The organism is Serratia sp. CY81684 (assembly GCF_052166595.1).
In the GTDB taxonomy this organism is placed as follows: Bacteria; Pseudomonadota; Gammaproteobacteria; order Enterobacterales; family Enterobacteriaceae; genus Serratia; species Serratia nematodiphila.
The window spans coordinates 972,560-994,917 of the sequence record NZ_JBJNOO010000003.1 but is presented as its reverse complement, the minus strand read 5'-3'; the positions used below and the strand labels follow the sequence as shown (position 1 = coordinate 994,917).

Annotated in this window: 17 protein-coding genes; 3 read left to right on the top strand and 14 right to left on the bottom strand. The window is 59.9% G+C overall.

Going from position 1 to position 22,358, the window contains the following annotated elements; genetic code table 11:
• Nucleotides 1–29: 29 nt before the first annotated feature.
• From ACJ8QF_RS12590 to chaB, 8 genes are all read right to left on the bottom strand, one after another.
• Nucleotides 30–701 (bottom strand): ABC transporter ATP-binding protein, encoded by a 672-nt coding sequence (locus ACJ8QF_RS12590; protein WP_004934700.1) that lies wholly within the window; start codon nt 699–701, stop codon nt 30–32.
• The gene (locus ACJ8QF_RS12585; RefSeq protein WP_004934707.1) at nt 698–1,540 is read right to left on the bottom strand and encodes an ABC transporter ATP-binding protein; all 843 of its coding nucleotides are present in this window, start codon (nt 1,538–1,540) and stop codon (nt 698–700) included. Before ACJ8QF_RS12585 ends, ACJ8QF_RS12590 begins: the two co-directional genes overlap by 4 nt.
• Complete coding sequence (locus ACJ8QF_RS12580; RefSeq protein ID WP_004934710.1) at nt 1,530–2,399, bottom strand: ABC transporter permease; 870 nt, start codon at nt 2,397–2,399, stop codon at nt 1,530–1,532. The genes ACJ8QF_RS12585 and ACJ8QF_RS12580 overlap by 11 nt, the downstream gene beginning before the upstream one ends.
• Nucleotides 2,396–3,451 carry an ABC transporter permease gene (locus ACJ8QF_RS12575; protein WP_004934713.1) on the bottom strand — a complete coding sequence of 352 codons (1,056 nt, stop codon included), beginning with the start codon at nt 3,449–3,451 and terminating at the stop codon, nt 2,396–2,398. Before ACJ8QF_RS12575 ends, ACJ8QF_RS12580 begins: the two co-directional genes overlap by 4 nt.
• Nucleotides 3,451–5,019: an ABC transporter substrate-binding protein gene (locus ACJ8QF_RS12570; RefSeq protein WP_440484283.1), complete on the bottom strand. Its 1,569-nt coding sequence runs from the start codon at nt 5,017–5,019 to the stop codon at nt 3,451–3,453. The genes ACJ8QF_RS12575 and ACJ8QF_RS12570 overlap by 1 nt, the downstream gene beginning before the upstream one ends.
• A gap of 175 nt (nt 5,020–5,194) precedes the next feature.
• Nucleotides 5,195–6,148 carry an HTH-type transcriptional regulator Cbl gene (gene cbl / locus ACJ8QF_RS12565; RefSeq protein WP_004934716.1) on the bottom strand — a complete coding sequence of 318 codons (954 nt, stop codon included), beginning with the start codon at nt 6,146–6,148 and terminating at the stop codon, nt 5,195–5,197.
• Between the two features lie 302 nt (nt 6,149–6,450).
• Complete coding sequence (locus ACJ8QF_RS12560; protein WP_021504033.1) at nt 6,451–7,146, bottom strand: gamma-glutamylcyclotransferase; 696 nt, start codon at nt 7,144–7,146, stop codon at nt 6,451–6,453.
• A gap of 252 nt (nt 7,147–7,398) precedes the next feature.
• The gene (gene chaB, locus ACJ8QF_RS12555; protein WP_004934720.1) at nt 7,399–7,626 is read right to left on the bottom strand and encodes a putative cation transport regulator ChaB; all 228 of its coding nucleotides are present in this window, start codon (nt 7,624–7,626) and stop codon (nt 7,399–7,401) included.
• A gap of 130 nt (nt 7,627–7,756) precedes the next feature.
• On the opposite strand from chaB, the gene ACJ8QF_RS12550 reads away from it, so the two are divergent.
• Nucleotides 7,757–8,575 (top strand): siderophore-interacting protein, encoded by an 819-nt coding sequence (locus ACJ8QF_RS12550; protein ID WP_275094877.1) that lies wholly within the window; start codon nt 7,757–7,759, stop codon nt 8,573–8,575.
• Nucleotides 8,576–8,869: 294 nt separating this feature from the next.
• A complete protein-coding gene (gene chaA / locus ACJ8QF_RS12545) occupies nt 8,870–9,973 on the top strand; it encodes a sodium-potassium/proton antiporter ChaA (protein ID WP_004934723.1) in 1,104 nt (367 codons plus the stop codon).
• Nucleotides 9,974–10,009: 36 nt separating this feature from the next.
• On the opposite strand, the gene lpxO is transcribed toward chaA, so the two are convergent.
• The 6 genes from lpxO to putP all read right to left on the bottom strand — a co-directional run bounded on the left by lpxO (nt 10,010) and on the right by putP (nt 17,695).
• Complete coding sequence (gene lpxO / locus ACJ8QF_RS12540) at nt 10,010–10,912, bottom strand: lipid A hydroxylase LpxO (protein ID WP_004934725.1); 903 nt, start codon at nt 10,910–10,912, stop codon at nt 10,010–10,012.
• A gap of 235 nt (nt 10,913–11,147) precedes the next feature.
• Complete coding sequence (gene phoH / locus ACJ8QF_RS12535) at nt 11,148–11,936, bottom strand: phosphate starvation-inducible protein PhoH (RefSeq protein WP_015378226.1); 789 nt, start codon at nt 11,934–11,936, stop codon at nt 11,148–11,150.
• Between the two features lie 718 nt (nt 11,937–12,654).
• Nucleotides 12,655–13,953 carry an iron uptake transporter deferrochelatase/peroxidase subunit gene (gene efeB / locus ACJ8QF_RS12530; protein ID WP_442518239.1) on the bottom strand — a complete coding sequence of 433 codons (1,299 nt, stop codon included), beginning with the start codon at nt 13,951–13,953 and terminating at the stop codon, nt 12,655–12,657.
• Nucleotides 13,954–13,964: 11 nt separating this feature from the next.
• Nucleotides 13,965–15,101, bottom strand: coding sequence for an iron uptake system protein EfeO (gene efeO / locus ACJ8QF_RS12525; protein WP_004934728.1), 1,137 nt, complete (start codon nt 15,099–15,101; stop codon nt 13,965–13,967).
• 20 nt (nt 15,102–15,121) lie between these two features.
• Complete coding sequence (gene efeU / locus ACJ8QF_RS12520) at nt 15,122–15,967, bottom strand: iron uptake transporter permease EfeU (RefSeq protein WP_004934730.1); 846 nt, start codon at nt 15,965–15,967, stop codon at nt 15,122–15,124.
• A gap of 243 nt (nt 15,968–16,210) precedes the next feature.
• Complete coding sequence (gene putP / locus ACJ8QF_RS12515; RefSeq protein WP_015378228.1) at nt 16,211–17,695, bottom strand: sodium/proline symporter PutP; 1,485 nt, start codon at nt 17,693–17,695, stop codon at nt 16,211–16,213.
• Between the two features lie 569 nt (nt 17,696–18,264).
• On the opposite strand from putP, the gene putA reads away from it, so the two are divergent.
• Nucleotides 18,265–22,236 (top strand): trifunctional transcriptional regulator/proline dehydrogenase/L-glutamate gamma-semialdehyde dehydrogenase, encoded by a 3,972-nt coding sequence (putA, locus tag ACJ8QF_RS12510; protein ID WP_131164814.1) that lies wholly within the window; start codon nt 18,265–18,267, stop codon nt 22,234–22,236.
• The last annotated feature ends 122 nt before the right edge of the window (nt 22,237–22,358 follow it).

Here is a 22,358-nt window from a genome sequence, read left to right as displayed (position 1 = left end):
ATATGCCCGCCGCGTTGGCGGGCACAGGTTTAAATGCTGATGCGGCCGTGCGCCATTGCGACCGAACGATCGCACATATGGTCAATCACGTCCGCATCGTGGCTGACCAGCACCATGGTCAGCTCGCCCGCCTGCTTCAGCTCGTTGAGCAGATTGAGGATCTCCGCCTGCACCGACATGTCCAACGCCGAAGTCGGTTCATCCAGCAGCAACAACTTAGGCCGCAGCAACAATGCGCGCACGATCGCCACGCGCTGCCGCTGGCCGCCCGACAGCTGATGCGGGTAGCGATCCAGCAGGCGCGGATCCAACCCCACCTGGCGAAAGCCCGCGCTGATCTTGCGTTCGATATCGCTTTCCTGCAGCAGCTTGAGCGGCTCCGACAGCGTACGCAACAGCCGGTGCTTGGGGTGTAGCGAAGCATAGGGATCCTGAAACACCATCTGCACCTCGCGCCGCAGCTCGCCGGTAAATGCCTGCCCCGGTTGCAGCCGCCGCCCCAGCAGCTCAAAACCGCCCTGCCAGCTGCCATTCAGCCCGGCCAGCACCCACAGCAACGAGGACTTGCCGCAGCCGGAAGGCCCCACCAGCCCGAAACACTCACCCGGTTCGATGTGCAGGTTAACCTCATGTACCACGGTGCGCAGCTCGTAGCCCTGGCGATGACTGACGCTCAGGTTCTCCAGTGCAATTACGCTCATTTCAACGTCTCCAACAGCGCGCGGTCCAGCACCGGCAGCGGTTTGCCGCGCGTCTCGCGGCTCGGCCGGCACGCCCACAGCGTGCGAGTGTAAGGATGCGTGGCCTGCGCCAGCTCTGCTGCCGGCAGTTGATCCAACAGCTCGCCTTTGTACATCACCAGCACTCGCTCGCAGTGGTGCGCCACCTGCTGCAAATCGTGGCTGATCAGGATCAGCCCCATGTTGCGTTGCGCCACCAGATTGTCTATCAGTTGCAGCACCTGATCGCGCATCTGGTGATCCAGCGCCGAAGTCGGTTCATCGGCAATCAACAGCTGCGGATCGTTGATCAACGCAATGGCCAGCATCACCCGCTGCCCCATGCCGCCGGAGAGCTGATGCGGATAACGGCCCCACAGCGCCGCCGGATCGGGCAATCCCACCGCCGCCAGCATCTCCAATACCTTTTCACGCCGCTCGGCGCGGCTTAGCTTGGCATGCAGCACCAGCGGCTCCTCCACCTGACGGCCGATCGGCTGATTGGGATTCAGCGCATGTTTGGGATCTTGCATCACCATCGCCACCCGGTCGCCGCGCAGGCGGCTCCACTGGCGTTCGCTCAGGCGCGTCAAGTCTTCATCGCCGAGCGTCAGGCGCTGCGCCTGCAGCTGCAACGGCGGCGGCAATAGCCCCATCAGCGCACGCGCGGTCAACGACTTGCCGGAACCGGACTCGCCGACCAGCGCTAGCCGCTCCCGCCCCATGCTGAACGAGATATTCTTCACCAGCGCCGCCGGCTGCGGCCCCGGCACGCCGATCGCCAGCCGTTCGACGGTCAATAAAGTGTTATCAGTGCCCATGACGAGGATCCATTTTGTCGCGCAGGCCATCGCCCAGCAGGTTAAACGCCAGGCTGGCGAACAGGATCGCCCCGCCTGGTGCGGCGGCGACCCACCATTGGTCGAAAATCACTTTACTGCCTTCGGCCACCATCGAACCCCATTCGGCGGTCGGCGGCGCGACGCCCATGCCGAGGAACCCCAGACCGGCGGCGGACAGGATGATGCCGCCCAGGCTCAGCGCCGCACGCACCACCGCGCTCGGCAGGCATAAAGGCAAAATGTGGCCGACCATCAGCCGCAACCCGTTGATACCCTGCATGCGCGCCGCCGCCAGGTAGTCACTGCGGCGCAGCGCCAGGGTTTCGGCCCGCGCCTGGCGGGCAAAGGCCGGCCAACTGGTCAATGCCAGCGCCAGCGCGCCGTTCATCAGCCCCGGCCCCATCACCGCCACGAACGCCAGCGCGATCACCAGACTCGGCAGCGACAGGAAAATATCGGTCAGACGCATCAAAATGCGCTCGACCCAGCCGCCGAGGTAACCGGCGCAAATGCCGACCAGCAGGCCGATGGGAATGGTCAACACCAGAATCAGCGACACCAGGATCAGCGTCGGCCGCGCGCCGTAAATCACGCGGGAAAGCAAATCGCGGCCAAAGCCGTCGGTGCCCAGCCAATGTGCAGCCGAAGGCGGCAGTAACCGCAGCTCGATATGCTGCAGATTGGGGTCGAAAGGCGCCAGCCACGGAGCCAGCAGCGCGGTGACGAGCAGGATCGCCACCAGCGCCGCGCCCAGCGTCAGCGTGGTCAGACGCCGACCGCGGCGGTAACCGACGGCTGGCTCGCTTTGCGGTTCGTGTTCAGAGAGATATTGGCTCATCGAGTTCGCGGATCCACTAAATAGGTCAAGGCGTCGGCCAGCGCATTCAACAGCACGAAACAGGTGCCGATCAGCAGCGTGGCGCCGAGGATCGCCGGCGTGTCGGCGGCAAACAGCGCCGAGGTCAGGTAACGCCCGACGCCGGGCCAGGCGAACACCGTTTCGGTCAATACCGCGCCCTCCAGCAGGCTGGCGTAGGAGAGAGACAGTACGGTGATCAGCGTGCCAAGCACATTGGGAAACACATGGCGCAGCAGAATGCGCAGGCGGCCGGCGCCCTTGGAACGCGCCAGCGTCACGTATTCCTTGTTGCACTCTTCCAGCATCGCCGCCCGCAGCAGCCGGGTAATGCCCGCCATCGACAGCAGCGCCAACGCCACCACCGGCAGCCACAGGTGGCCGATGGCGTTGTAGAACATTTCACGATCGCCGGACAGCCAGCTGTCGATCAACACGAAACCGCTGCGCGGCTCCATGCTGTACAAGTAAATGTCGTCCAGCCGCCCCGGCCCCGCCGACCAATGCAGCGTGGCGTAGAACAGCAACAGCCCGAGCAGGCTCAGCCAGAAAATCGGCACCGAATAACCGATCAGCGACAGCAGACGCGCCGCGTTATCCAGCCAACTGCCCGGTTTGAGCACCGCCAGAAACGCCAGCGTAATGCCGCCGAGGGCGCCGAGGATAATGGCGCAGGTGGCCAGCTCCACCGTCGCCGGGAAGGTACGCAACAGATCGCTCAACACCGGCTGCGCGGTAATACGCGAAATGCCCAAATCGCCGTGCGCCAAGTGCACCAGGTAACGCCAAAATTGCACCGGCAGCGGCTGATCCAACCCCAGCTCGTGCCGCACCTGCGCATAGGTGGCTTCGCTGGCGTGATCGCCCGCCACCTGCAGCGCCGGATCGATCGGCGCCAGGTGCGACAGCATGAAGGTGAACAGCAGCAGGCCGAGCAGCGTTAACGCCAGAGACAGCGCGCCGCCGAGCAGCCGCCCGCCCCAGCGCCAATACCGCCGGGCCGCCCCGGCGCCGGCGGACAGGTCAGCGGCCATTACTTGCTGACCTTGCTGTAGAACACCATGTCAGGGTTGATGCCCTGCACATAGCCCTTGAGGTTGTCACGCACCGCAATCAGGCTGCGTGCCTGCAGGCCGATGACAAACGGCGAGCTTTGCTGCACCTGTTTTTGCAGTTGCTGGTAGTCTGCCACCCGTTTGGCGGTGTCGTTTTCCGCAGTGGCGGCCAGCGTCAGCTTGCTCAGCGCCGGGATCTGCCAGTTGGCGCGCCAGGCCAGCGTCTTGCTGCCGTCTTCCGGGTTGTAGGCGAAGGCTGCGGCGTTGGTGTTAGGGTCGAAGTAATCCGGCCCCCAGGAGGTCAGCGTCGCATCGTAGTTAAGCGCTTTCACCTTGGTGGAGACCTGCGAACTGATGCCCGGCACCAGTTCGACCTTCACGCCGCCCTGGGCAAAACTGGCCTGCAGCGCCTGGGCAATATCCAGATACGGCGGCTGATTGTTGACGTCCAGGCGGAAACTGACGTTGCTCAGCCCCGCTTTGGCCAGTATTTCTTTGGCTTTCTGCGGATTGAAGCTGTACGGCTGGTCCTTGAGCGCGCCCAGATAACCGTCCGGCAGGAATGCCTGATGGCTCTGGAACTGCCCTTTCAGCAGATCGTCGGCGATGCCTTGATAATCGAACAGCCAGCGTGCCGCCTCCCAGAACGCCGGATTGCCGAGCGCCGGCGACGCCTTGGCATTGAACTGCAGGAAATAAAGCGAAGCATAAGGAATAGCCAGCGGTTTGACGCCCGGCTTGCCCTTCAGAGCCGCCATCTGGTCTGCCCCCAGGTTGCGTGCGATATCGGCATCGCCCTGCTCGATCAGTAAACGGCGCGCCGCCGGATCGGGCACGTTTTTGATCAGGATGGTTTTCAGCGTCGGCGCCCCTTCCGGTGAGCCGGGATTGGCGTCCAGCACCACCACTTCGTGCGGCACATAGGTGCGGATTTTGTAAGGGCCGCTGCCGGCGGAGTGGCTGTTCAACCATTGATGCCCCAGATCGTCGCCCTGCTGGTGCGCCAGCGCCTCTTTGGCGTCGACGATCGAGGATACCGGCGCCGACAGCAGGCTGAGCACGAAGGCCGGGCTGACGTTCTCACTCCAGCTGATTTTTACCTGATGCTCGTCCACCTTGCTCAGGTGTTGCTCCACGTTCTTCGCGTTCCAGCCCAGCTGCGTCAGGATAAATGACGGCTCCAGATTCAGTTTCACCACCCGTGAAAGCGAGAAGATCACGTCTTCCGGCCGCAGCGGATTGCCGCTGGCGAACCTGGCGTCCGGGCGCAGGCTGAAAGTCAGGCTGCGGTCGTCGGCGCCGGCCTGCCAGCTGCTGGCCAGGGTTGGTTTAAGATCGATGGGATTGTGCGGATCTGACTGGATCAGACGTTGATACAGGCTGTTGAACGACTGCACCGTGGTTAACTCAAATCCCTGGGCCGGGTCAAAGCTGACCACGTCATCGATAGATTGCGCGATCACCAGCGTGTTGGCCGGCGTCGCCGCCTGTACGTTAACGCTGGCCGCCACGGCCAAAAACAGCAAAGAAGGAACGAGCGCTTTCATCTGAAACTCTCCAAGCGGATGGAATTTATAATAATTTTGCGAGTGTATGCGAGCACGATCGGCAGCTGAAGGTACTTAAATCACTATAGATATTCTTTTTATGTATATAGATGGGATTTTGATTATTAGGCGGGCTTTGAGGAAAATGCGGCAGGAATTGCCTGCCGCCTCTCGCTTAAATCTGGTAGTCAATCACCGCATCCAGCTGCGACGAGAAGACCTTGTCTTTGATTTCGGTCAGCGACAACGTCGGGTTGCACAGCTGAATAAAGCGCCAGGCATAGTTGCGCTGCAGCTGGCTGCGTTTCAGGCCCAGCCAGACCGTATTGGGTTCAAACAAATGCTCGGCGTTGAGGCTGACCAACCCGCGATCGCGCTCTTTTTCATACGACATGTCCGCCAGCACGCCCACGCCCAACCCCAGCTCGACATAGGTTTTAATCACGTCGGAATCTTGCGCGCTGAGCGCGATGTCCGGCGTCAGGCCCGCTGATTTGAACGCCGCATCCAGCTTCGCGCGGCCGGTAATGCCCTGGCGGTAAGTGATCAGCGGCAAGGTGCTGAGCATCTCCAGCGTCACCTGCGGCTGCCGCGTCAACTCGTGCCCTTCAGGCACCAGAATGGTGTGATGCCACCGGTAGTAGGGGAACGCCGCCAGCGACTCGTCGCTCATCAGCCGTTCGCTGGCAATGCCGATATCGGCTTCACCGGCGGCCAGCATAGAAACGATCTCCTCCGGGCTGCCCTGATTGAGCACCACCCGCACCCGTGGATAAAGCGCGCGAAACTCTTTGATCACCCCCGGCAGGCTATAGCGCGCCTGGGTGTGCGTTGTCGCGATATGCAGCTGCCCCGAATCGTTGCTGCTGAAGACGTCCGCCAGGCGACGGATGTTATTGGCGTCGTTAAGAATGCGCTCCGCCACCACCAGCAGCTCTTTGCCGGGTTCGGTCATGCCCAACAGCCGCTTGCCGCGGCGAATGAATATTTCAATGCCCAGCTCTTCTTCCAGCTCGCGAATATGCCGACTGACGCCGGACTGCGAAGTAAATAAGGTATTGGCGACCTCGGTCAGGTTGTAGTTGCAGCGCGCCGATTCGCGAATAATTTTTAATTGTTGAAAGTTCATCCCCGTCTCCCTGTTTCTTGCGGTAGCGTTTGCCATATTGATACGGAGTCCTGCGGGGCTGAACAAATAAGAAATAACCTTTACTTATGCAATTTAATACTAAGTGAATTATTTATCGTGGCTCTCGGGGGGTGAGGACGGGGGAAAATGATGAATGGCTTTAAAAATAATGAGATAAATAACCACACGAATAAAGAGCCTTAAGTCATCATGCAGAATAAAGTTATTAAATAGAGGTATTAGATATATGAAAAAGGGCTCAGCATGCTGAGCCCTTCAGTGTCTGCTGCCCTGCTAACGCCTCAGGCCGTGGCTTCAGCCCCGAAAGCGCCAGGGCGGTTCTGTTGCAACCACTGCTGTACATAGCGCACCAGATCGCCGATGCAATCATCCTGCATGCCGTGGTGTTTCAGCTCGTTATCCAGCGCAAACAGGTATTGCGCGTTGGTACCCAGCGGGCCGCTGGCGCTGGCGATTAATGGCGCGATCACCTGGTGGCTGGTGTCTGCTTCAAACAGCGGGTGCTGCGCGTTCATCACGAACACCAGCGCCGTGACGGTCTCTCCGCCATCCAACTGCAGTTCACACCAGGTCGGTACGTAGCAATCGGTCACCATTTCGCGCTTCCAAAGCAGCTCCAGCTCTTCGCGCAGCTTGCCTTCCGGCAGACGAAACGCCAATCCGGTGGTCTGACCGCCCTCTTTCAGCGCCAGCATGCGCCCCGGCTGATGCAGCGTGCCGCGCCCGGCGGTCAAACGCATGCAGAACGCCCGATGCCAGCCCTGCAGCATGGCGGGCCGCACTTCTTCAGATTCGAAAACCGGATTCCACATCAGCGAACCGTAACCGAATACCCATACCGGGCTGTGATCCGGCCGGCGCGATAACGTGCATTCCAACGAGGCTGCGCGCTGTTCAGGCGTCAGCAGCAGCGACTCCTCAATAGCGCCAAAGGCGGTTTTGCAATCCGCTTTTTGCAGAAAATCTCGCGTTAACACTGTTACAACCTCCCGGGAATACGATTTCTCGTCCTCCCTCGCCACTACTGAACCTTTGCAATTTTATTTTTTGGTGCGGAATTTTATTAATTCAATAACCGCGCCGATTAATAATGACCATATTCTTTTCCCGCCGCGCAATCAAGTTGCAAAGCGGCGTTAACGTGGAAAAGTATTTGTACTGAGCAGCAATAATATTAATTGCCGAGGTCAGCATAACGTCTGCGCGTTTTTTACCGGGGCATAAAGGCGTTACTTTTTATGCCAGCGTTCGTCGTCGCCCTTGCGATAGCTTTGCTTGACCGCCGCCCAGGCCACCTTATGCGCCGTTTCCTCCCGGCTGTCGTCACCGCGCCGATCGTCGGGATCCCGGTATTGTTGCCAGGCGCTGTTGAACGCTTCTTTATAGATCGCCTGCGCATGTTCCGGTAGCACATGCTTTACATTGTCCGGCAAGTCGCTCGTGTCTTGGTATGGCATCACGTCCTCCCGTGCGTATTGCGTGAACCTTAAGCCTAGCTCACACGCGGTTGCGCCTCAATGAGCAAACAATTCTCATTATCAAACGGCATGGTATACTCACCGCCAAACGAACTATAAGGAGATCCTCGTGACTACCGAAGCCCCCCGCTCACGCGCCCCCTACCTGATCGCCGTCAGCGCCGTACAGGACATTACCCCGCACCTGCGTCGCATCACCTTTACCGCGCCCGATCTGCGCTACTACCCGGCCAACGCCGCCGCTGCGCACATCAAAGTCTTTTTGCCGCTCGCCGGCCAGACGCAACCGGATCTGCCGACGCTGACCGAAAACGGCCCGCGCTGGGCCGCGGACGCCGTGCGCCCGATCGTGCGCACCTATTCCATTCGCGCCGTGCGTCCCGAGCAGGCGGAAGTGGACATCGAGTTCGCCATCCATGACCACCAGGGCCCGGCGGTCGACTTTGCGCGCCAGGCGAAAGCCGGCGATAAAATCGGCATCAGCAACCCGGGCGGCCCGAAACCGATGCTGCCGGCCGCCGACTTCTACTGCCTGGCGGGCGATCCCTCCTCGCTGCCTGCGCTGGCCGCGCTGCTGGAAAACCTGCCGCCGCACGGCGCAGGGCGCGCTTTCATCCGCGTCGACAGCACTGCCGACGTGATTGACCTGAAAAAACCTGCCGGCGTTGAGGTGAATTGGATCGTCGGCGGCACGGAGAAAACCGACGAATTGATCGCTCGGTTCCGCGCGCAGTCCCTGCCGCAGGGGGAAGCGCACTTCTGGCTCGCCGGTGAAGATCGCCTGGTGGTGGAGCTGCGCCGTTACCTGCGCCGCGAACGCCAATGCGATCGTAATCGTCTTTATGCCGTACCTTACTGGCGTGAGGGGCTAAATGAAGAGGGTTACCACAATAAACGGCATGAAATCATGGACAATATTGACGACTAGCGGTCATATTTTCCTTGAATAACCACGAACTAAATAAGTAAACACGACTTTTCTCAAATCTAGCGTTGTAAATTGACGTTATTGCGTAAAAGTAAGTAAATAAAACCGCACCCCGTGCGGTTTTTTTGTTACTCTGATCACATAAAGCAAGCAATTGCTTTCTCAGATAAAAACAACATCACACCGGCGCCGCGGGTGTATCCTAATATAAAATACCTACTGGAAACGCAGAGTTGCCGCATCACGGCGACCGGCGCTGACGGGCTACGCTGTTTGAGAAGGAGTGCCACCCTCATGAAGTCGCAACACGATCCTGGCCGATCCACCAAATCTCGCCACACCGAATACTCGCTGATCTTCCCCATCGCCGCGCTGGTGGTGTTGAATTTATGGGGCAGCACCGCTAACTTTCCGCTGATCGTCGGCATCAATATTCTCGCGCTGGTGGGGATCCTCAGCAGCGCCTTCAGCGTGGTGCGCCATGCCGACGTGCTCGCCCACCGGTTGGGCGAACCCTATGGCTCGCTGATCCTCAGCCTGTCGGTGGTGATCCTCGAAGTCAGCCTGATCTCGGCGTTGATGGCCACCGGCGACGCCGCGCCGGCGCTGATGCGTGATACGCTGTACTCCATCATCATGATCGTTTCCGCCGGCCTGGTCGGCTTCGCGCTGCTGCTCGGCGGGCGCAAGTTCGCTACCCAGTACGTCAACCTCGGCGGCATCAAACAGTACCTGATGGCGATTTTCCCGCTGGCAGTGATCGTGCTGGTGTTCCCGAGTGCGCTGCCGGGCGGCAACTTCAGCACCGGGCAAGCGCTGTTGGTGGCGTTGATCTCCGCCGCCATGTATGGCGTATTCCTGGTGATCCAGACCAAAACCCACCAGAGCCTGTTCGTGTACGAGCATGAAGACGACGATGGCGATCCGCATCACGGCAAGCCTTCTTCGCACAGCAGCGCCTGGCACGCCGCCTGGCTCATCGTGCACCTGATCGCGGTTATCGCCGTCACCAAGTTCAATGCCAATCCGCTCGAAGGCCTGCTGACCAAAATGAACGCGCCGGCGCAGTTCACCGGTTTCCTGGTGGCGCTGCTTATCCTCTCGCCGGAAGGCCTGGGGGCGCTGCGCGCCGTGTTGAACAATCAGGTGCAACGCGCCATGAACCTGTTCTTCGGTTCGGTGCTGGCGACCATCTCCCTGACGGTGCCGGCGGTGACCATCATCGCTACCCTGACCGGGCAGACGCTGATCTTCGGCCTGCAAACGCCGCATATCGTGGTGATGTTGACGGTGTTGCTGCTGTGCCAGCTGTCGTTCTCGACCGGCCGCACCAACGTGCTGAACGGCACCGCCCACCTGGCGCTGTTCGCCGCCTACATGATGACTATCTTCGCCTGATCAAAAAGGGGCGCACTCTGTGCGCCCCTGTCTGCGTTATACCGAGAAGAATATCGCCGCGGCGATCCCCCCGAACAAAATCCACTTGATGATGTAATAACCGGTGCGGTTCCAGGCCTTCAGCCGTTTCCCCACCCGGCGAATTGCATAGATGTATTTGAACATCTTGTTGACGCCGCCGGTGCGATCGCCCTCTTCATTCGGCGCGGTGGCGGCGCTCATCAGATTGCGCCCCAACCAGTGGTTAACCGCCTGTGCCCAGCGGTAGCGCATCGGCCGTTCGATATCGCAGAACAGGATCAGGCGATTCTGCCCGCTCTGGTTTTCCGCATAGTGCAGATAGGTTTCATCGAACATCACCCCTTCACCGTCACGCCAGCTGTAGCGCTCACCGTCCACCTCAATGAAGCAGCGGTCATCATTGGGGGTAATCAACCCCAGGTGATAACGCAGCGAACCGGCGTAAGGGTCGCGGTGGCGCGGCAACCGGCTGCCGTCCGGCAGTTCGGCGAACATCGCCGCCTTGACCGAAGGCAGGCTGCGCAGCAGTTCCGTGGTCTGCGGGCACAGGGTCATGGCGGAGGGATGGCTGTCCTCATACCATTTCAGATAAAAGCGTTTCCAACCGGTCTTGAAGAACGAGTTGAAACCGGCGTCGTTGAATTGATCGGACGCTTTGATCTGCTGGATCTCCATCAGCTTCTGTCCTTCTTCGCGGATAGTTTCCCAGTTCTCCCGCAGTACCGTCAGCTCAGGAAATTGCTCCGGCTTCAGGTACGGCGTAGTCGGCACACGGGAAAACAGATACATGAAGACGTTCAACGGTGCGGTAAAGGTGGAATGGTCAGACAGCTGCCGCCACACGTTGTAGCGCACCCGCCCGCGGTAATGCACATAGACGACGCATAAAATAAGCAAAAGCAGAATGATGTATTTCATGTTTGAATCGCATCAAAGAACCCACACGCTATGCGCCGCGCGGCGCACACCCCAGATAGTGTCCTTTTGGCGCCGCACGCAAATTGCGCGCCAATCTGGAACCCATTAATCATTAACGCTAACTCAACGAAAATCTATACAAATAACCACAATAATTTACACAAAGGTTAAACGAAATGGTAAATAGGCGGCGATAAAAAAGGCCGCCGAAGCGGCCTTTTCAGTAGCGGGTAGGTTAACTGTAAGCGTTGAGCGTGCGCTGGCACAAAGCGGAGCGTACGCAGTCCTGTTTTTCAAAGCGGATAACGCCGATCATCTCGTCCTCTTCGAAGCGCTCCAGGGCATCGCTGAGACCGGATTTCACGCCGCGCGGCAAGTCGCACTGGGTCACGTCGCCGTTAACGATAACCGTCACGTTTTCCCCCAGGCGGGTCAGGAACATTTTCATCTGGCTGGCGGTCACGTTCTGGGCTTCATCCAGGATAACGACCGCATTTTCGAAGGTGCGCCCGCGCATATAAGCGAACGGCGCAATCTCTACCTTGCCGATTTCCGGGCGCAGGCAGTACTGCATAAAGGATGATCCTAAACGGCGCACCAGAATGTCATACACCGGGCGGAAATAAGGCGCGAATTTCTCGGAGATATCCCCCGGTAAGAAACCGAGGTCCTCATCCGCCTGCAAAACAGGACGGGTAACGATAATCCGATCCACCTCTTTATGGATCAGCGCCTCCGCCGCCTTGGCGGCGCTGATAAATGTTTTGCCACAGCCGGCTTCGCCGGTGGCGAAGATCAGCTGCTTATTCTCTATGGCTGATAAGTAATGACCCTGAGCTTCGGTTCTAGCCTCGATGGGTGAGCTATCGCGCTTGTCTCGCGCCATGCCGATAGACTCGACTCCCCCCATTTGCACCAGCGAGGTCACAGACTCTTCTTCCAGCTGGCGATGACTACGAGCGTCACGACGAATAACGCGTTTCGCTTCACGACGTGCTTTGATCACTGCTTTCTGTCTACCCATAGTGGCACCTTACAGTTTGTTTCACCTACCGCAACGGCCAGGCCGCGCGATTATGTTTCACACACGTATTAGGTTTTGGCCTCCTCCGAGCCAATAAGAGCCAAGGGACAAAGTGAATCGACGGCAACGCTTAAGCGCCGTGTCTTCACGGGACAACGCGGACTGCATCAATAAACGTGGAGTAAAAAGTGATGAGATTCGGTAGCGATAAGGGTGCGGAGTTGCCGGTAAAAGAGAGTCGGAGAGAGAACCCTCGTTACAACGAGAAATCAGGGGAGATGTGTTATTTTTTCTTTCCAGCCCAACCAAGGACTTTACCATTAGCGATCCCCGCAGTGATATTTACAGCTTCAAGCTGTGCACCGTGTGAAAACTACCGCCAGATGATTACAGTATAATGACATTCAATCCTGTCGCGTTACTAAAATGTAAAAAAATTTTATATGTTTTGTTTTTAGTTATCACTAAAACACTATATCACGCGCAACACGTCATTCCATAAAAATTTTTAACATATAAATTTCAACTGGTTACAATTAAAAACCGCGAATGACACTTTGGTTTCCCGATTAAATTTTGCGCTATCAAAAGCAGCAGAGATGGGTGTTTTTTTATCTGCTGGCGAAGCATTGAATTGCGTTTCATCGTTAACTGCCCCCCTGCAGCGGGTAAGACAAACGTAAAACGAGGCGGAAGATCCCGCCTCGTTATTCCGGCTTCAGGCCTTGAGCAGGCCGCTGGCCAGATAATCGCTGCCCTCTTTCACGCCCGGCAATACGAAGAAATACCCGCCGCCAATCGGCTTGATGTATTCCTCCAGCGCTTCGCCGTTCAGCCTTTTTTGCACCGTCAGGAAGCCTTTCTCCAGATCGGCCTGATAGCAGACGAACAGCAGCCCCATTTCCAGCTGGCCGGCATTGGAGACGCCAAGGGAATAGCTGTAGCCGCGCCGCAGCATCAGGTTGCTTTGGCTTTCCGGCGTGCGAGGATTAGCCAGCCGGATGTGCGCATCCATCGGGATCACCTTGCCGTCGGGATCGTTCGCGTAGTCCGGCTCGTCATGTTCACGCTTCATGCCCAGCGGCGCCCCGCTGTGCTTCTCGCGGCCGAAGATGGTTTCCTGCTCCTGCAGCGGCGTGCGATCCCAAAACTCGACGCGAAAACGAATAATGCGCGCCGCCTGATAGCTGCCGCCCGCCGTCCACGCCGGCTCACCGACGTTGTCGCCGACCCACACCACCTTATCCATCAGCGGTTTGTCGTCGGTTTTCGGGTTCGCAGTGCCGTCTTTGAAACCCAACAGGTTGATCGGCGTCTCTTTGCCTTTGCTGCGCGCCGCGTGCGCGGAGATGAACCCCTCCCGCTTCCAGCGCACGCTGAGCAGATCCGGCGAATGCTTAATGATGTCGCGCAGCGCGTGAATCACCGTTTCGTTGGTGTTGGCGCAGATCTGCAACAGCAGGTCGCCGTGGCAAAGCGCGGTGTCCAACGCATCGTTGGGGAAGCGGGTCATTTTCTGCAACCGCAGCGGCTTTTGCGCCTGCAGACCAAAGCGTTCATCAAACAGCGATGCGCCGACCGAGACGGTGATGGTCAGGTTGTCCGGGTAAATCTCCGGCCCCATGATGCCGGAATCGAGCGGCGGCAGCTTGGCGTCCACCTCCGGCGCCTTGCCGCCGTGGGTCAGGAAGGCGATGCGATCGGTCAGCAGCCGGAACAGGCGCTCCAGCCCCGCTTTGTCGGTCGCCAGCACATCGAACGCCACCAGCATCATCGCCGCCTGTTGCGGCGTCAGCACCCCGGCCTGATGGCGGCCATAAAACGGCTGTTTCTGCCAGCGCTCATCCTGCGGCGTCGCCAACGGCTCCGCCGCGTTACCCGCCGCCTGCGCCAGGCGGCTGCCGCCCAGCGCCAGCGCGCCCAGCCCCAGCCCTTGCAGCAAACGGCGGCGCGAAGGCGATGCCGCCCCCTGCGATTGCGGATGCGGCCCGTTATTCGGGCCTGCCTTGTTGCTCATAACCGTATGCCTCAGTCCAGACCCAATACGCCGCGCAGCTGGGAAAGATCTTCCGCCAGCGTGGTGATCGGCCCTTTCAACGCATTGCGATCGGCATCGGTCAGCTTCTCATAGGACTCATAACCCTCTTTGGTTTGGTACTTCGCCAAAATGGTGTCCACGGTTTTGAAGTTGGCGTCGATTTTGTCCAGCAGCGGCTTATTGGCCTTAACCAGCAGCGGGCGCAGCAGATTGACTATCTTTTGCGCGCCGTCGACGTTGGCCTGGAAGTCCCACAAATCGGTGCGGCTGTAACGGTCTTCTTCACCGCTGATCTTGCTGGCCGCCACCTCTTCGATCAGCCCGGCTGCGCCACCCACCACCTTGCTCGGCGGGAAGGTCAGTTCACTCACGCGTTTTTGCAGCTCAACGGTGTCGTGATACAGACGATCGGCATATTGGCCCATGTCTTTGGTGGAGTTGTCAGCAAACAGCGCCTTCTCCAGACGGTGGAAGCCGGTGAAGTTCGGGTCCGCCGCTTTCTTCTCGTAGTCGTCTTCACGGGCGTCGATGCTGCCGTCCAGATCGGAGAACAGCTCGGCGATCGGCTCAATGCGCTCATAGTGCTGGCGGGTCGGCGCATACAGCTTGCGCGCCTGCTCCACGTTGCCGGCCTTCACCGCGTCGGTAAACAGCTTGGTCTGTTTCACCAACCCATCGACTTCTTTGGTGACGTAAACCTTGTATTCGGCGATCGGGCCGACCAGGTCCAGCGCGTTCGGCTTGCCGTCGGTGGCGCCGTTGGCCGCGGCGGTGACAGTCAGTTTGCCTTTCGGATTGCTCAGCAGCCCGCAGGTCATGTCATATTCGCCCGCTTCCAGCGTGGCGGTCATTTTCTGGGTAAAGCCCGGCGCGATGTTCTCGCGCTCTTCCACCACCATCACCCCTTTCAGGATTTCCCATTCGACGTTTTTCTGGCTGGTGTTGTGCACCACAAACTGCGTCTTGCCGGCCGGGACCGTCAGCTGCATCGGTTCGCACTGCTTGTCGTTAACCGTAACCTTGACCTGCGGCACGTCCGCCGCCAAGGCGTCGATGCTCAGCGCAAACGCCGGGATAGCCAGTAATGCTGCGTGCAACGCCTTGCGGCGAAATAACGGAGTAGACATACGAGATTCCCTATTAAACATTAATGATTGATTTTACGTTGCGCCGGGGCCGCTGCCGGCTCCGCGCGCTGCGGCAGGAAAAAGAAAATCAGCGCCGGGATCAGATACAGGAAGTAGACCGCCACTTCGCTGACCGTCGGCGCTTCCTGGTAACCGAGAATGCCTTCCAGCAGGGTGCCGAACAGCGAATGGGTCGACAGGGTGTTGCTGAAATCGAAGGCGATGTCCTGGAAGTGGTTCCACAGACCGGCTTCGTGGAAGGCGCGGATCGCCCCGGCGGCCAGGCCGGCGGCGACGAACAGAATGAACAGGCTGGTCCATTTGAAGAATTTGGCCAGGTGCAGCTTCACCCCGCCCCAGTAAATCATCATGCCCAGCACGATGGCGGCCACCAGGCCGAGCACCGCGCCGATCGGCGCCGCGGCGCCTACGTCTTGCTGGAACGCCGCCAGCAGGAAGAACACCGACTCCAGCCCTTCGCGCGCCACGGCGAAGAACACCATCGCCACCAGCGCCCACCCCTGCCCTTTACCGGCGCTGAGCGCCTGATCGATAGCCCCTTCCAGATGCACCTTGACCGATTTGGACACCTTACGCATCCAGAACACCATATAGGTGAGGATCAGCACCGCCACCGCCGCCACGATGCCTTCGAACAGCTCTTGCTGTTTCTGCGGGAACTCGCCGGTGGTCTCATTGATGAAGATGCCGAGCGCCAGACACAGCGCCGCGGCGACAATCACGCCGATCCACACCGCGCCCAGCCATTGGCTGCGCTGCGTGCGCTTCAGGTAGCTGGCGATCAGGCTGACGATCAGCGCGGCCTCCAGCCCCTCACGGAACATGATAAGAAAGGGAACGAACATAACCAATCACCCCTGAAAAGACCGCGGCGGCAGAGAAAACCGGCTCGAAATGAGCCGCGGCGAGTATGTAAAGAAACGTAAAATACAACGAGAGTGATTATCATTCTGGCAAAAAGAAATACAAGAGGCACAAGCGTGATTTTTTCTAATCAAATGTCGCCAGGTGTTACAGCCGAATGACGGGCAAACAGGCAAAAAGAAGGGGCGCTCTGCGCGCCCCTTGCCGACAGACATCAAACGGCGTTATACCGTTTTGTATTCGGCTTCCGCCTGATCGAAACGTTCGGTCATGGTCGAGGATGGCTGGCGGCCCATCAGGCTCACCACCACAATGGCCAGACAGCCCAGGATGAAGCCAGGGATGATTTCGTACAGGCCCAGCCATTCGTACTGTTTCCAGACGATCACCGTCACCGCACCGACCAGCATGCCGGCCAGCGCACCGTTGCGGGTCATGCGCGACCACATTACCGAGATCAGCACAACCGGGCCGAAGGCGGCACCGAAACCGGCCCAGGCATAACTCACCAGGCCCAGCACGCGGTTCTCCGGGTTGGCCGCCAAGGCGATGGCGATCAACGCCACTACCAGCACCATCACGCGGCCGACCCACACCAGCTCACGCTGGCTGGCGCCCTTGCGCAGGAACGCCTTGTACAGGTCTTCGGTGATCGCGCTGGAGCACACCAGCAGCTGGCAGCTCAGGGTGCTCATGACCGCCGCCAGAATCGCCGACAGCAGCACGCCCGCCACCCATGGGTTGAACAGCAACATCGCCAGTTCGATGAACACGCGTTCGCCGTTCTGCGACACGTTACCGGCCTGATCCGGGTTATTGGCGAAGTAAGCGATACCGAAGAAACCGACGGCGATGGTCCCGGCCAGGCACAGGATCATCCAGGTCATGCTGATGCGGCGCGCGCTGCGGATGGTGCGGTGAGAATCCGCTGCCATGAAACGCGCCAGGATGTGCGGCTGGCCGAAGTAGCCCAGGCCCCAACCCAGCAGCGACAGGATGGCGACGAAGTTCAGCCCCTTCAGCATGTCGAGGTTGGCCGGATTCTTCGCCTGGATCACCAGCATCGAGGTATCGATGCCGCCGACGGCGAAGATCACGATCACCGGCGTCAGGATCAGCGCGAAAATCATCAGGCTGGCCTGTACGGTGTCGGTCCAGCTCACCGCCAGGAAACCGCCGATAAAGGTATACAGGATGGTCGCCGCGGCGCCGGCCCACAGGGCGGTTTCGTAGCTCATGCCGAAGGTGCTTTCGAACAGGCGCGCGCCGGCCACGATGCCGGAGGCGCAGTAAATGGTGAAGAACACCAGAATGACGATGGCCGAGATCACCCGCAGCAGCTTGCTGTTGTCTTCAAAACGGCTGGTGAAATAGTCCGGCAGCGTCAGGGCGTTGTTGTTGGCTTCGGTATGCACGCGCAGCCTTCCTGCCACCAGCTTCCAGTTCAGGTAAGCGCCGATGGTCAGGCCGATGGCGATCCAGCTTTCGGAGATGCCGGAGAGGAAGATGGCGCCCGGCAGGCCCATCAGCAGCCAGCCGCTCATGTCGGAAGCCCCGGCGGACAGCGCGGTCACCACGCTGCCCAAACTGCGGCCGCCGAGAATATAGTCATCAAAGTTGTTGGTTGCCCGGTAGGCAAGCAGGCCGATCAGCACCATCCCGAAAATGTACACCAGGAAGGTCACCAGCATAGGTGTGCTCATTGTCATTTAATTCTCCACTTTCATTATTATTCGCGTTTCGCTCCGGCCAAGCCGGCGCCGGTAAACCCACGCGCAATGCATTTCACTGGCCGCCGCGCCGGAACGTGGCGCAGCCTGCGAGCGAGTGCAGGTAAAATAGTTTCTGCCCGTAATTGTTGACCGTCGGTTATCCTAGATGAGCCTTTCATCAACCAACAAGATATTTAACAACAAAGTTACACAAAGTTTACCCTGCGTCACATTTACCGGACTCAAAGGTTGCACTTACGACAAGTAAAATGAGTTGCACCTTGCCATTACCCTTATATACCGCAGGGTGAAGCGCCTGCGACGTAATAAACCCGCCGCATTCGCTCAATAACGCAACATTCATGCCAACTGCCCGTGTTAAAAAATCGATGAAACTCACACTTCGCTCATCAGCCTGATTTAACAAGGTTGCACAAAGTTGCAACATGCAGGATATTGTCTGCATTCTTAACCCACACATCTCACGAACCTATCCCAACAGGCTTTCCGGCCTGCTGTTTGTCTAGCCTGATGGGATAGGTTCTAAACACAGGAGTTGGACAGGCATGGGCACTACCACAATGGGCGTGAAACTCGACGAGGCAACACGCGACCGGATCAAGAGCGCCGCGCAGCGCATCGATCGCACGCCGCACTGGCTCATCAAGCAGGCCATCTTTAATTACCTCGAGCGTCTCGAGAGCGGTACCGATATCCCTGAAATTCCAGCGCTGGCCGCAGCGGGCCAGCCTGAAGCGGACGACATTATGCCGCAAGCGCAGGAAGAGTCACACCAGCCATTCCTCGATTTCGCCGAACAAATTCTGCCGCAGTCGGTCACCCGCGCCGCCATCACCGCCGCCTATCGCCGCCCGGAGACCGAAGCGGTGCCGATGTTGCTCGAACAGGCGCGATTACCCGCCGATCTTGCACAGGCTACTCATAAAATGGCCTATGGCATCGCCGAGAAATTGCGTAACCAAAAAAGTGCAAACGGCCGCGCCGGCATGGTGCAAGGCCTGCTGCAAGAGTTCTCCCTCTCCTCGCAGGAAGGTGTGGCGCTGATGTGCCTGGCGGAAGCGCTGCTGCGCATTCCGGACAAACCGACCCGCGACGCCCTGATCCGCGACAAGATCAGCAACGGCAACTGGCATTCGCACCTGGGGCGCAGCCCGTCGCTGTTCGTCAACGCCGCGACCTGGGGCCTGCTGTTTACCGGCAAGCTGGTGTCCACGCATAACGAAGCCAATCTGTCCCGATCGCTGAACCGCATTATCAGCAAGAGCGGCGAACCGCTGATCCGCAAAGGCGTGGACATGGCGATGCGCCTGATGGGCGAGCAGTTCGTGACCGGCGAAACCATCGCCGAAGCGCTGGCCAACGCGCGTAAGCTGGAAGAAAAAGGCTTCCGCTACTCCTACGACATGCTGGGCGAAGCCGCCCTGACCGAAGCCGACGCCCAGGCCTACCTGGTTTCCTATCAGCAGGCGATCCACGCCATCGGCAAAGCCTCCAACGGCCGCGGCATCTATGAAGGCCCCGGCATCTCCATCAAGCTGTCCGCCCTGCACCCGCGCTACAGCCGCGCGCAGTACGAACGCGTCATGGAAGAGCTTTACCCGCGCCTGCTGTCGCTGACCCTGCAGGCACGTCAGTACGATATCGGCATCAATATCGACGCCGAAGAGGCCGATCGCCTGGAGATCTCGCTCGATCTGCTGGAGAAACTGTGCTTCGAGCCGCAGTTGGCCGGCTGGAACGGCATCGGCTTCGTGATCCAGGCCTATCAGAAACGCTGTCCGTTCGCCATCGACGCGGTGATCGACATGGCGCAACGCAGCCGCCGCCGCCTGATGATCCGTCTGGTGAAAGGCGCCTACTGGGACAGCGAAATCAAACGCGCCCAGATGGACGGCCTGGAAGGCTACCCAGTCTACACCCGCAAGGTGTACACCGACGTTTCCTACCTGGCCTGCGCCCGCAAGCTGCTGTCGGTGCCGAACCTGATCTATCCGCAGTTCGCGACCCACAACGCCCATACGTTGAGCGCCATCTATCACCTGGCCGGCAACAACTACTACCCTGGCCAGTATGAATTCCAGTGCCTGCACGGCATGGGTGAGCCGCTGTACGAGCAGGTGGTGGGTAAAGTGGCCGACGGCAAACTGAACCGCCCTTGCCGCATCTACGCGCCGGTCGGCACCCATGAAACCCTGCTGGCTTACCTGGTGCGTCGCCTGCTGGAAAACGGCGCCAACACCTCGTTCGTCAACCGCATCGCCGACGCCACCCTGCCGCTCGACGAGCTGGTGGCCGATCCGGTCAGCGCCGTGGAAGCGCTGGCGGCCAGCGAAGGTCAAATTGGCCTGCCGCATCCGCGCATCCCGCTGCCGCGCGAGCTGTACGGCGAGAAACGCGTTAACTCCAGCGGTCTGGATCTGTCCAACGAACAGCGTCTGGCCTCACTCTCCAGCGCCCTGCTCACCAGCGCCAGCCATCCGTGGCGCGCGGAACCTATCATCGATGCCGAATTGGATCAGGGCGTGGAGCAGCCGGTGATCAACCCGGCCGAGCCGGGCGATGTGGTCGGCTATGTGCGTGAAGCCACCGAAGGCGAAGTCAGCCGCGCGCTCGACGCCGCCGCGGCCGCCGGCCCAATTTGGTTCGCTACGCCGCCGACGGAACGCGCCGCGATCCTCGAACGCGCCGCCGAACTGATGGAAAGCCAGCTGCAAAGCCTGCTGGGCATTCTGGTGCGCGAAGCGGGTAAAACCTTCAACAACGCCATCGCCGAAGTGCGTGAAGCGGTCGACTTCCTGCACTACTACGCCGGCCAGGTGCGCGACGACTTCGCCAACGACAGCCACCGCCCGCTGGGCCCGGTGGTTTGCATCAGCCCGTGGAACTTCCCGCTGGCGATCTTCACCGGCCAAATCGCCGCCGCGCTGGCGGCGGGCAACAGCGTGCTGGCCAAACCGGCCGAGCAAACGCCGCTGGTGGCCGCGCAGGCGGTGCGCATCCTGCTGGAAGCCGGCATTCCGCAAGGCGTGCTGCAGCTGCTGCCGGGCCAGGGTGAAACCGTCGGCTCGACGCTGGTCAACGACGCCCGCGTCCGCGGCGTGATGTTTACCGGCTCCACCGACGTCGCCGGCATTCTGCAGCGCAGCATCGCCGGTCGTCTGGATCCGCAAGGCCGTCCGACGCCGCTGATCGCCGAAACCGGCGGCCTGAACGCCATGATCGTCGACTCCTCCGCCCTGACCGAACAGGTGGTGACCGACGTGGTGGCCTCCGCCTTCGACAGCGCCGGCCAGCGCTGCTCCGCGCTGCGTATCCTGTGCATTCAGGAAGACGTGGCCGAGCACACGCTGCAAATGCTGCGCGGCGCGATGGCCGAATGCCGCATGGGCAACCCGGAGCGCCTGTCTACCGACGTGGGCCCGGTGATCGACGCCGAAGCCAAAACCGGCATCGAGCGCCACATCCAGGCGATGCGCGCCAAAGGCCGCAAGGTGTACCAGGCCGCCAAAGGCAGCGCGCAGGATGAAAAAGAGTGGGCGCGCGGCACCTTCATCAAGCCGACGCTGATCGAGCTCGACAGCTTCGACGAGCTGCAAAAAGAGATCTTCGGCCCGGTGCTGCACGTGGTGCGCTTCCAGCGCAACAATCTGGACGCGCTGGTCGATCAGATCAACGCCGCCGGTTATGGCCTGACGCTGGGCATTCACACCCGTATCGATGAAACCATCGCCCGGGTGACCGAACGCGCCAAGGTCGGCAACCTGTACGTCAACCGCAACATGGTCGGCGCAGTGGTCGGCGTGCAGCCGTTCGGCGGCGAAGGCCTGTCGGGCACCGGCCCGAAAGCCGGCGGCCCGCTGTACCTGTACCGTCTGCTGGCCAACCGTCCGGACGACGCGCTGCAACGTACGCTGCACCGCCAGGACGAAGAGCGCCCGATGGAAGCCACTGCGCGGCCGCAGCTGTTGGGTGCGCTGCAATCGCTGGAGAAATGGGCGGTCACCAGCCAACAAGGCGAACTGGCGGCATTGGCGCAGCGCTATGCGGAACTGGGCCAGGGCGGCACCGTACGTCCGCTGCCGGGCCCGACCGGCGAGCGCAATACCTATGCCCTGCTGCCGCGTGAACGCGTGCTGTGCCTGGCGGATAACGAAACCGACGCGCTGATCCAGCTGGCCGCCGTGCTGGCGGTTGGCAGCTGTGCGCTGTGGCCGGAAGCGGAACTGCAGCGCAATCTGTTCCGCCGCTTGCCGAACGATGTGCAGGCACGCATCGCCTTCAGTAAAGACTGGCAGCAGGATAAGGTCGAGTTCGACGCCGCCATCTACCACGGCGATGCCGACCAGCTGCGCACCCTGTGCGAGCAGATCGCCCAGCGCGGCGGCGCCATCGTCTCGGTGCAGGGCTTCGCTCACGGTGAAACCAACATCCTGTTGGAACGCCTGCTGATCGAACGTTCGCTGAGCGTCAACACCGCCGCCGCCGGCGGTAACGCCAGCCTGATGACCATCGGTTAACGCATCCTCAAGGCGGCAATACATTGCCGCCTGATTTGCTAACCGCTACGCAAACCCTGCACTTGTGCAGGGTTTTTTATTGTCCGCAGCCCGGTCAGCCGTTAGCGTATTAATCTTCTTGC

What these genes read in the sequence shown, in the direction of transcription:
- ACJ8QF_RS12570 (WP_440484283.1), bottom strand. Translation starts at nt 5,019, where the DNA reads ATGAAAGCGCTCGTTCCTTCTTTGCTGTTTTTGGCCGTGGCGGCCAGC.
- putA (WP_131164814.1), top strand. Translation starts at nt 18,265, where the DNA reads ATGGGCACTACCACAATGGGCGTGAAACTCGACGAGGCAACACGCGAC.
- efeU (WP_004934730.1), bottom strand. Translation starts at nt 15,967, where the DNA reads ATGTTCGTTCCCTTTCTTATCATGTTCCGTGAGGGGCTGGAGGCCGCG.
- chaA (WP_004934723.1), top strand. Translation starts at nt 8,870, where the DNA reads ATGAAGTCGCAACACGATCCTGGCCGATCCACCAAATCTCGCCACACC.
- ACJ8QF_RS12590 (WP_004934700.1), bottom strand. Translation starts at nt 701, where the DNA reads ATGAGCGTAATTGCACTGGAGAACCTGAGCGTCAGTCATCGCCAGGGC.
- putP (WP_015378228.1), bottom strand. Translation starts at nt 17,695, where the DNA reads ATGACAATGAGCACACCTATGCTGGTGACCTTCCTGGTGTACATTTTC.
- phoH (WP_015378226.1), bottom strand. Translation starts at nt 11,936, where the DNA reads ATGGGTAGACAGAAAGCAGTGATCAAAGCACGTCGTGAAGCGAAACGC.
- cbl (WP_004934716.1), bottom strand. Translation starts at nt 6,148, where the DNA reads ATGAACTTTCAACAATTAAAAATTATTCGCGAATCGGCGCGCTGCAAC.
- ACJ8QF_RS12575 (WP_004934713.1), bottom strand. Translation starts at nt 3,451, where the DNA reads ATGGCCGCTGACCTGTCCGCCGGCGCCGGGGCGGCCCGGCGGTATTGG.
- chaB (WP_004934720.1), bottom strand. Translation starts at nt 7,626, where the DNA reads ATGCCATACCAAGACACGAGCGACTTGCCGGACAATGTAAAGCATGTG.
- efeO (WP_004934728.1), bottom strand. Translation starts at nt 15,101, where the DNA reads ATGTCTACTCCGTTATTTCGCCGCAAGGCGTTGCACGCAGCATTACTG.
- lpxO (WP_004934725.1), bottom strand. Translation starts at nt 10,912, where the DNA reads ATGAAATACATCATTCTGCTTTTGCTTATTTTATGCGTCGTCTATGTG.
- ACJ8QF_RS12580 (WP_004934710.1), bottom strand. Translation starts at nt 2,399, where the DNA reads ATGAGCCAATATCTCTCTGAACACGAACCGCAAAGCGAGCCAGCCGTC.
- ACJ8QF_RS12585 (WP_004934707.1), bottom strand. Translation starts at nt 1,540, where the DNA reads ATGGGCACTGATAACACTTTATTGACCGTCGAACGGCTGGCGATCGGC.
- efeB (WP_442518239.1), bottom strand. Translation starts at nt 13,953, where the DNA reads ATGAGCAACAAGGCAGGCCCGAATAACGGGCCGCATCCGCAATCGCAG.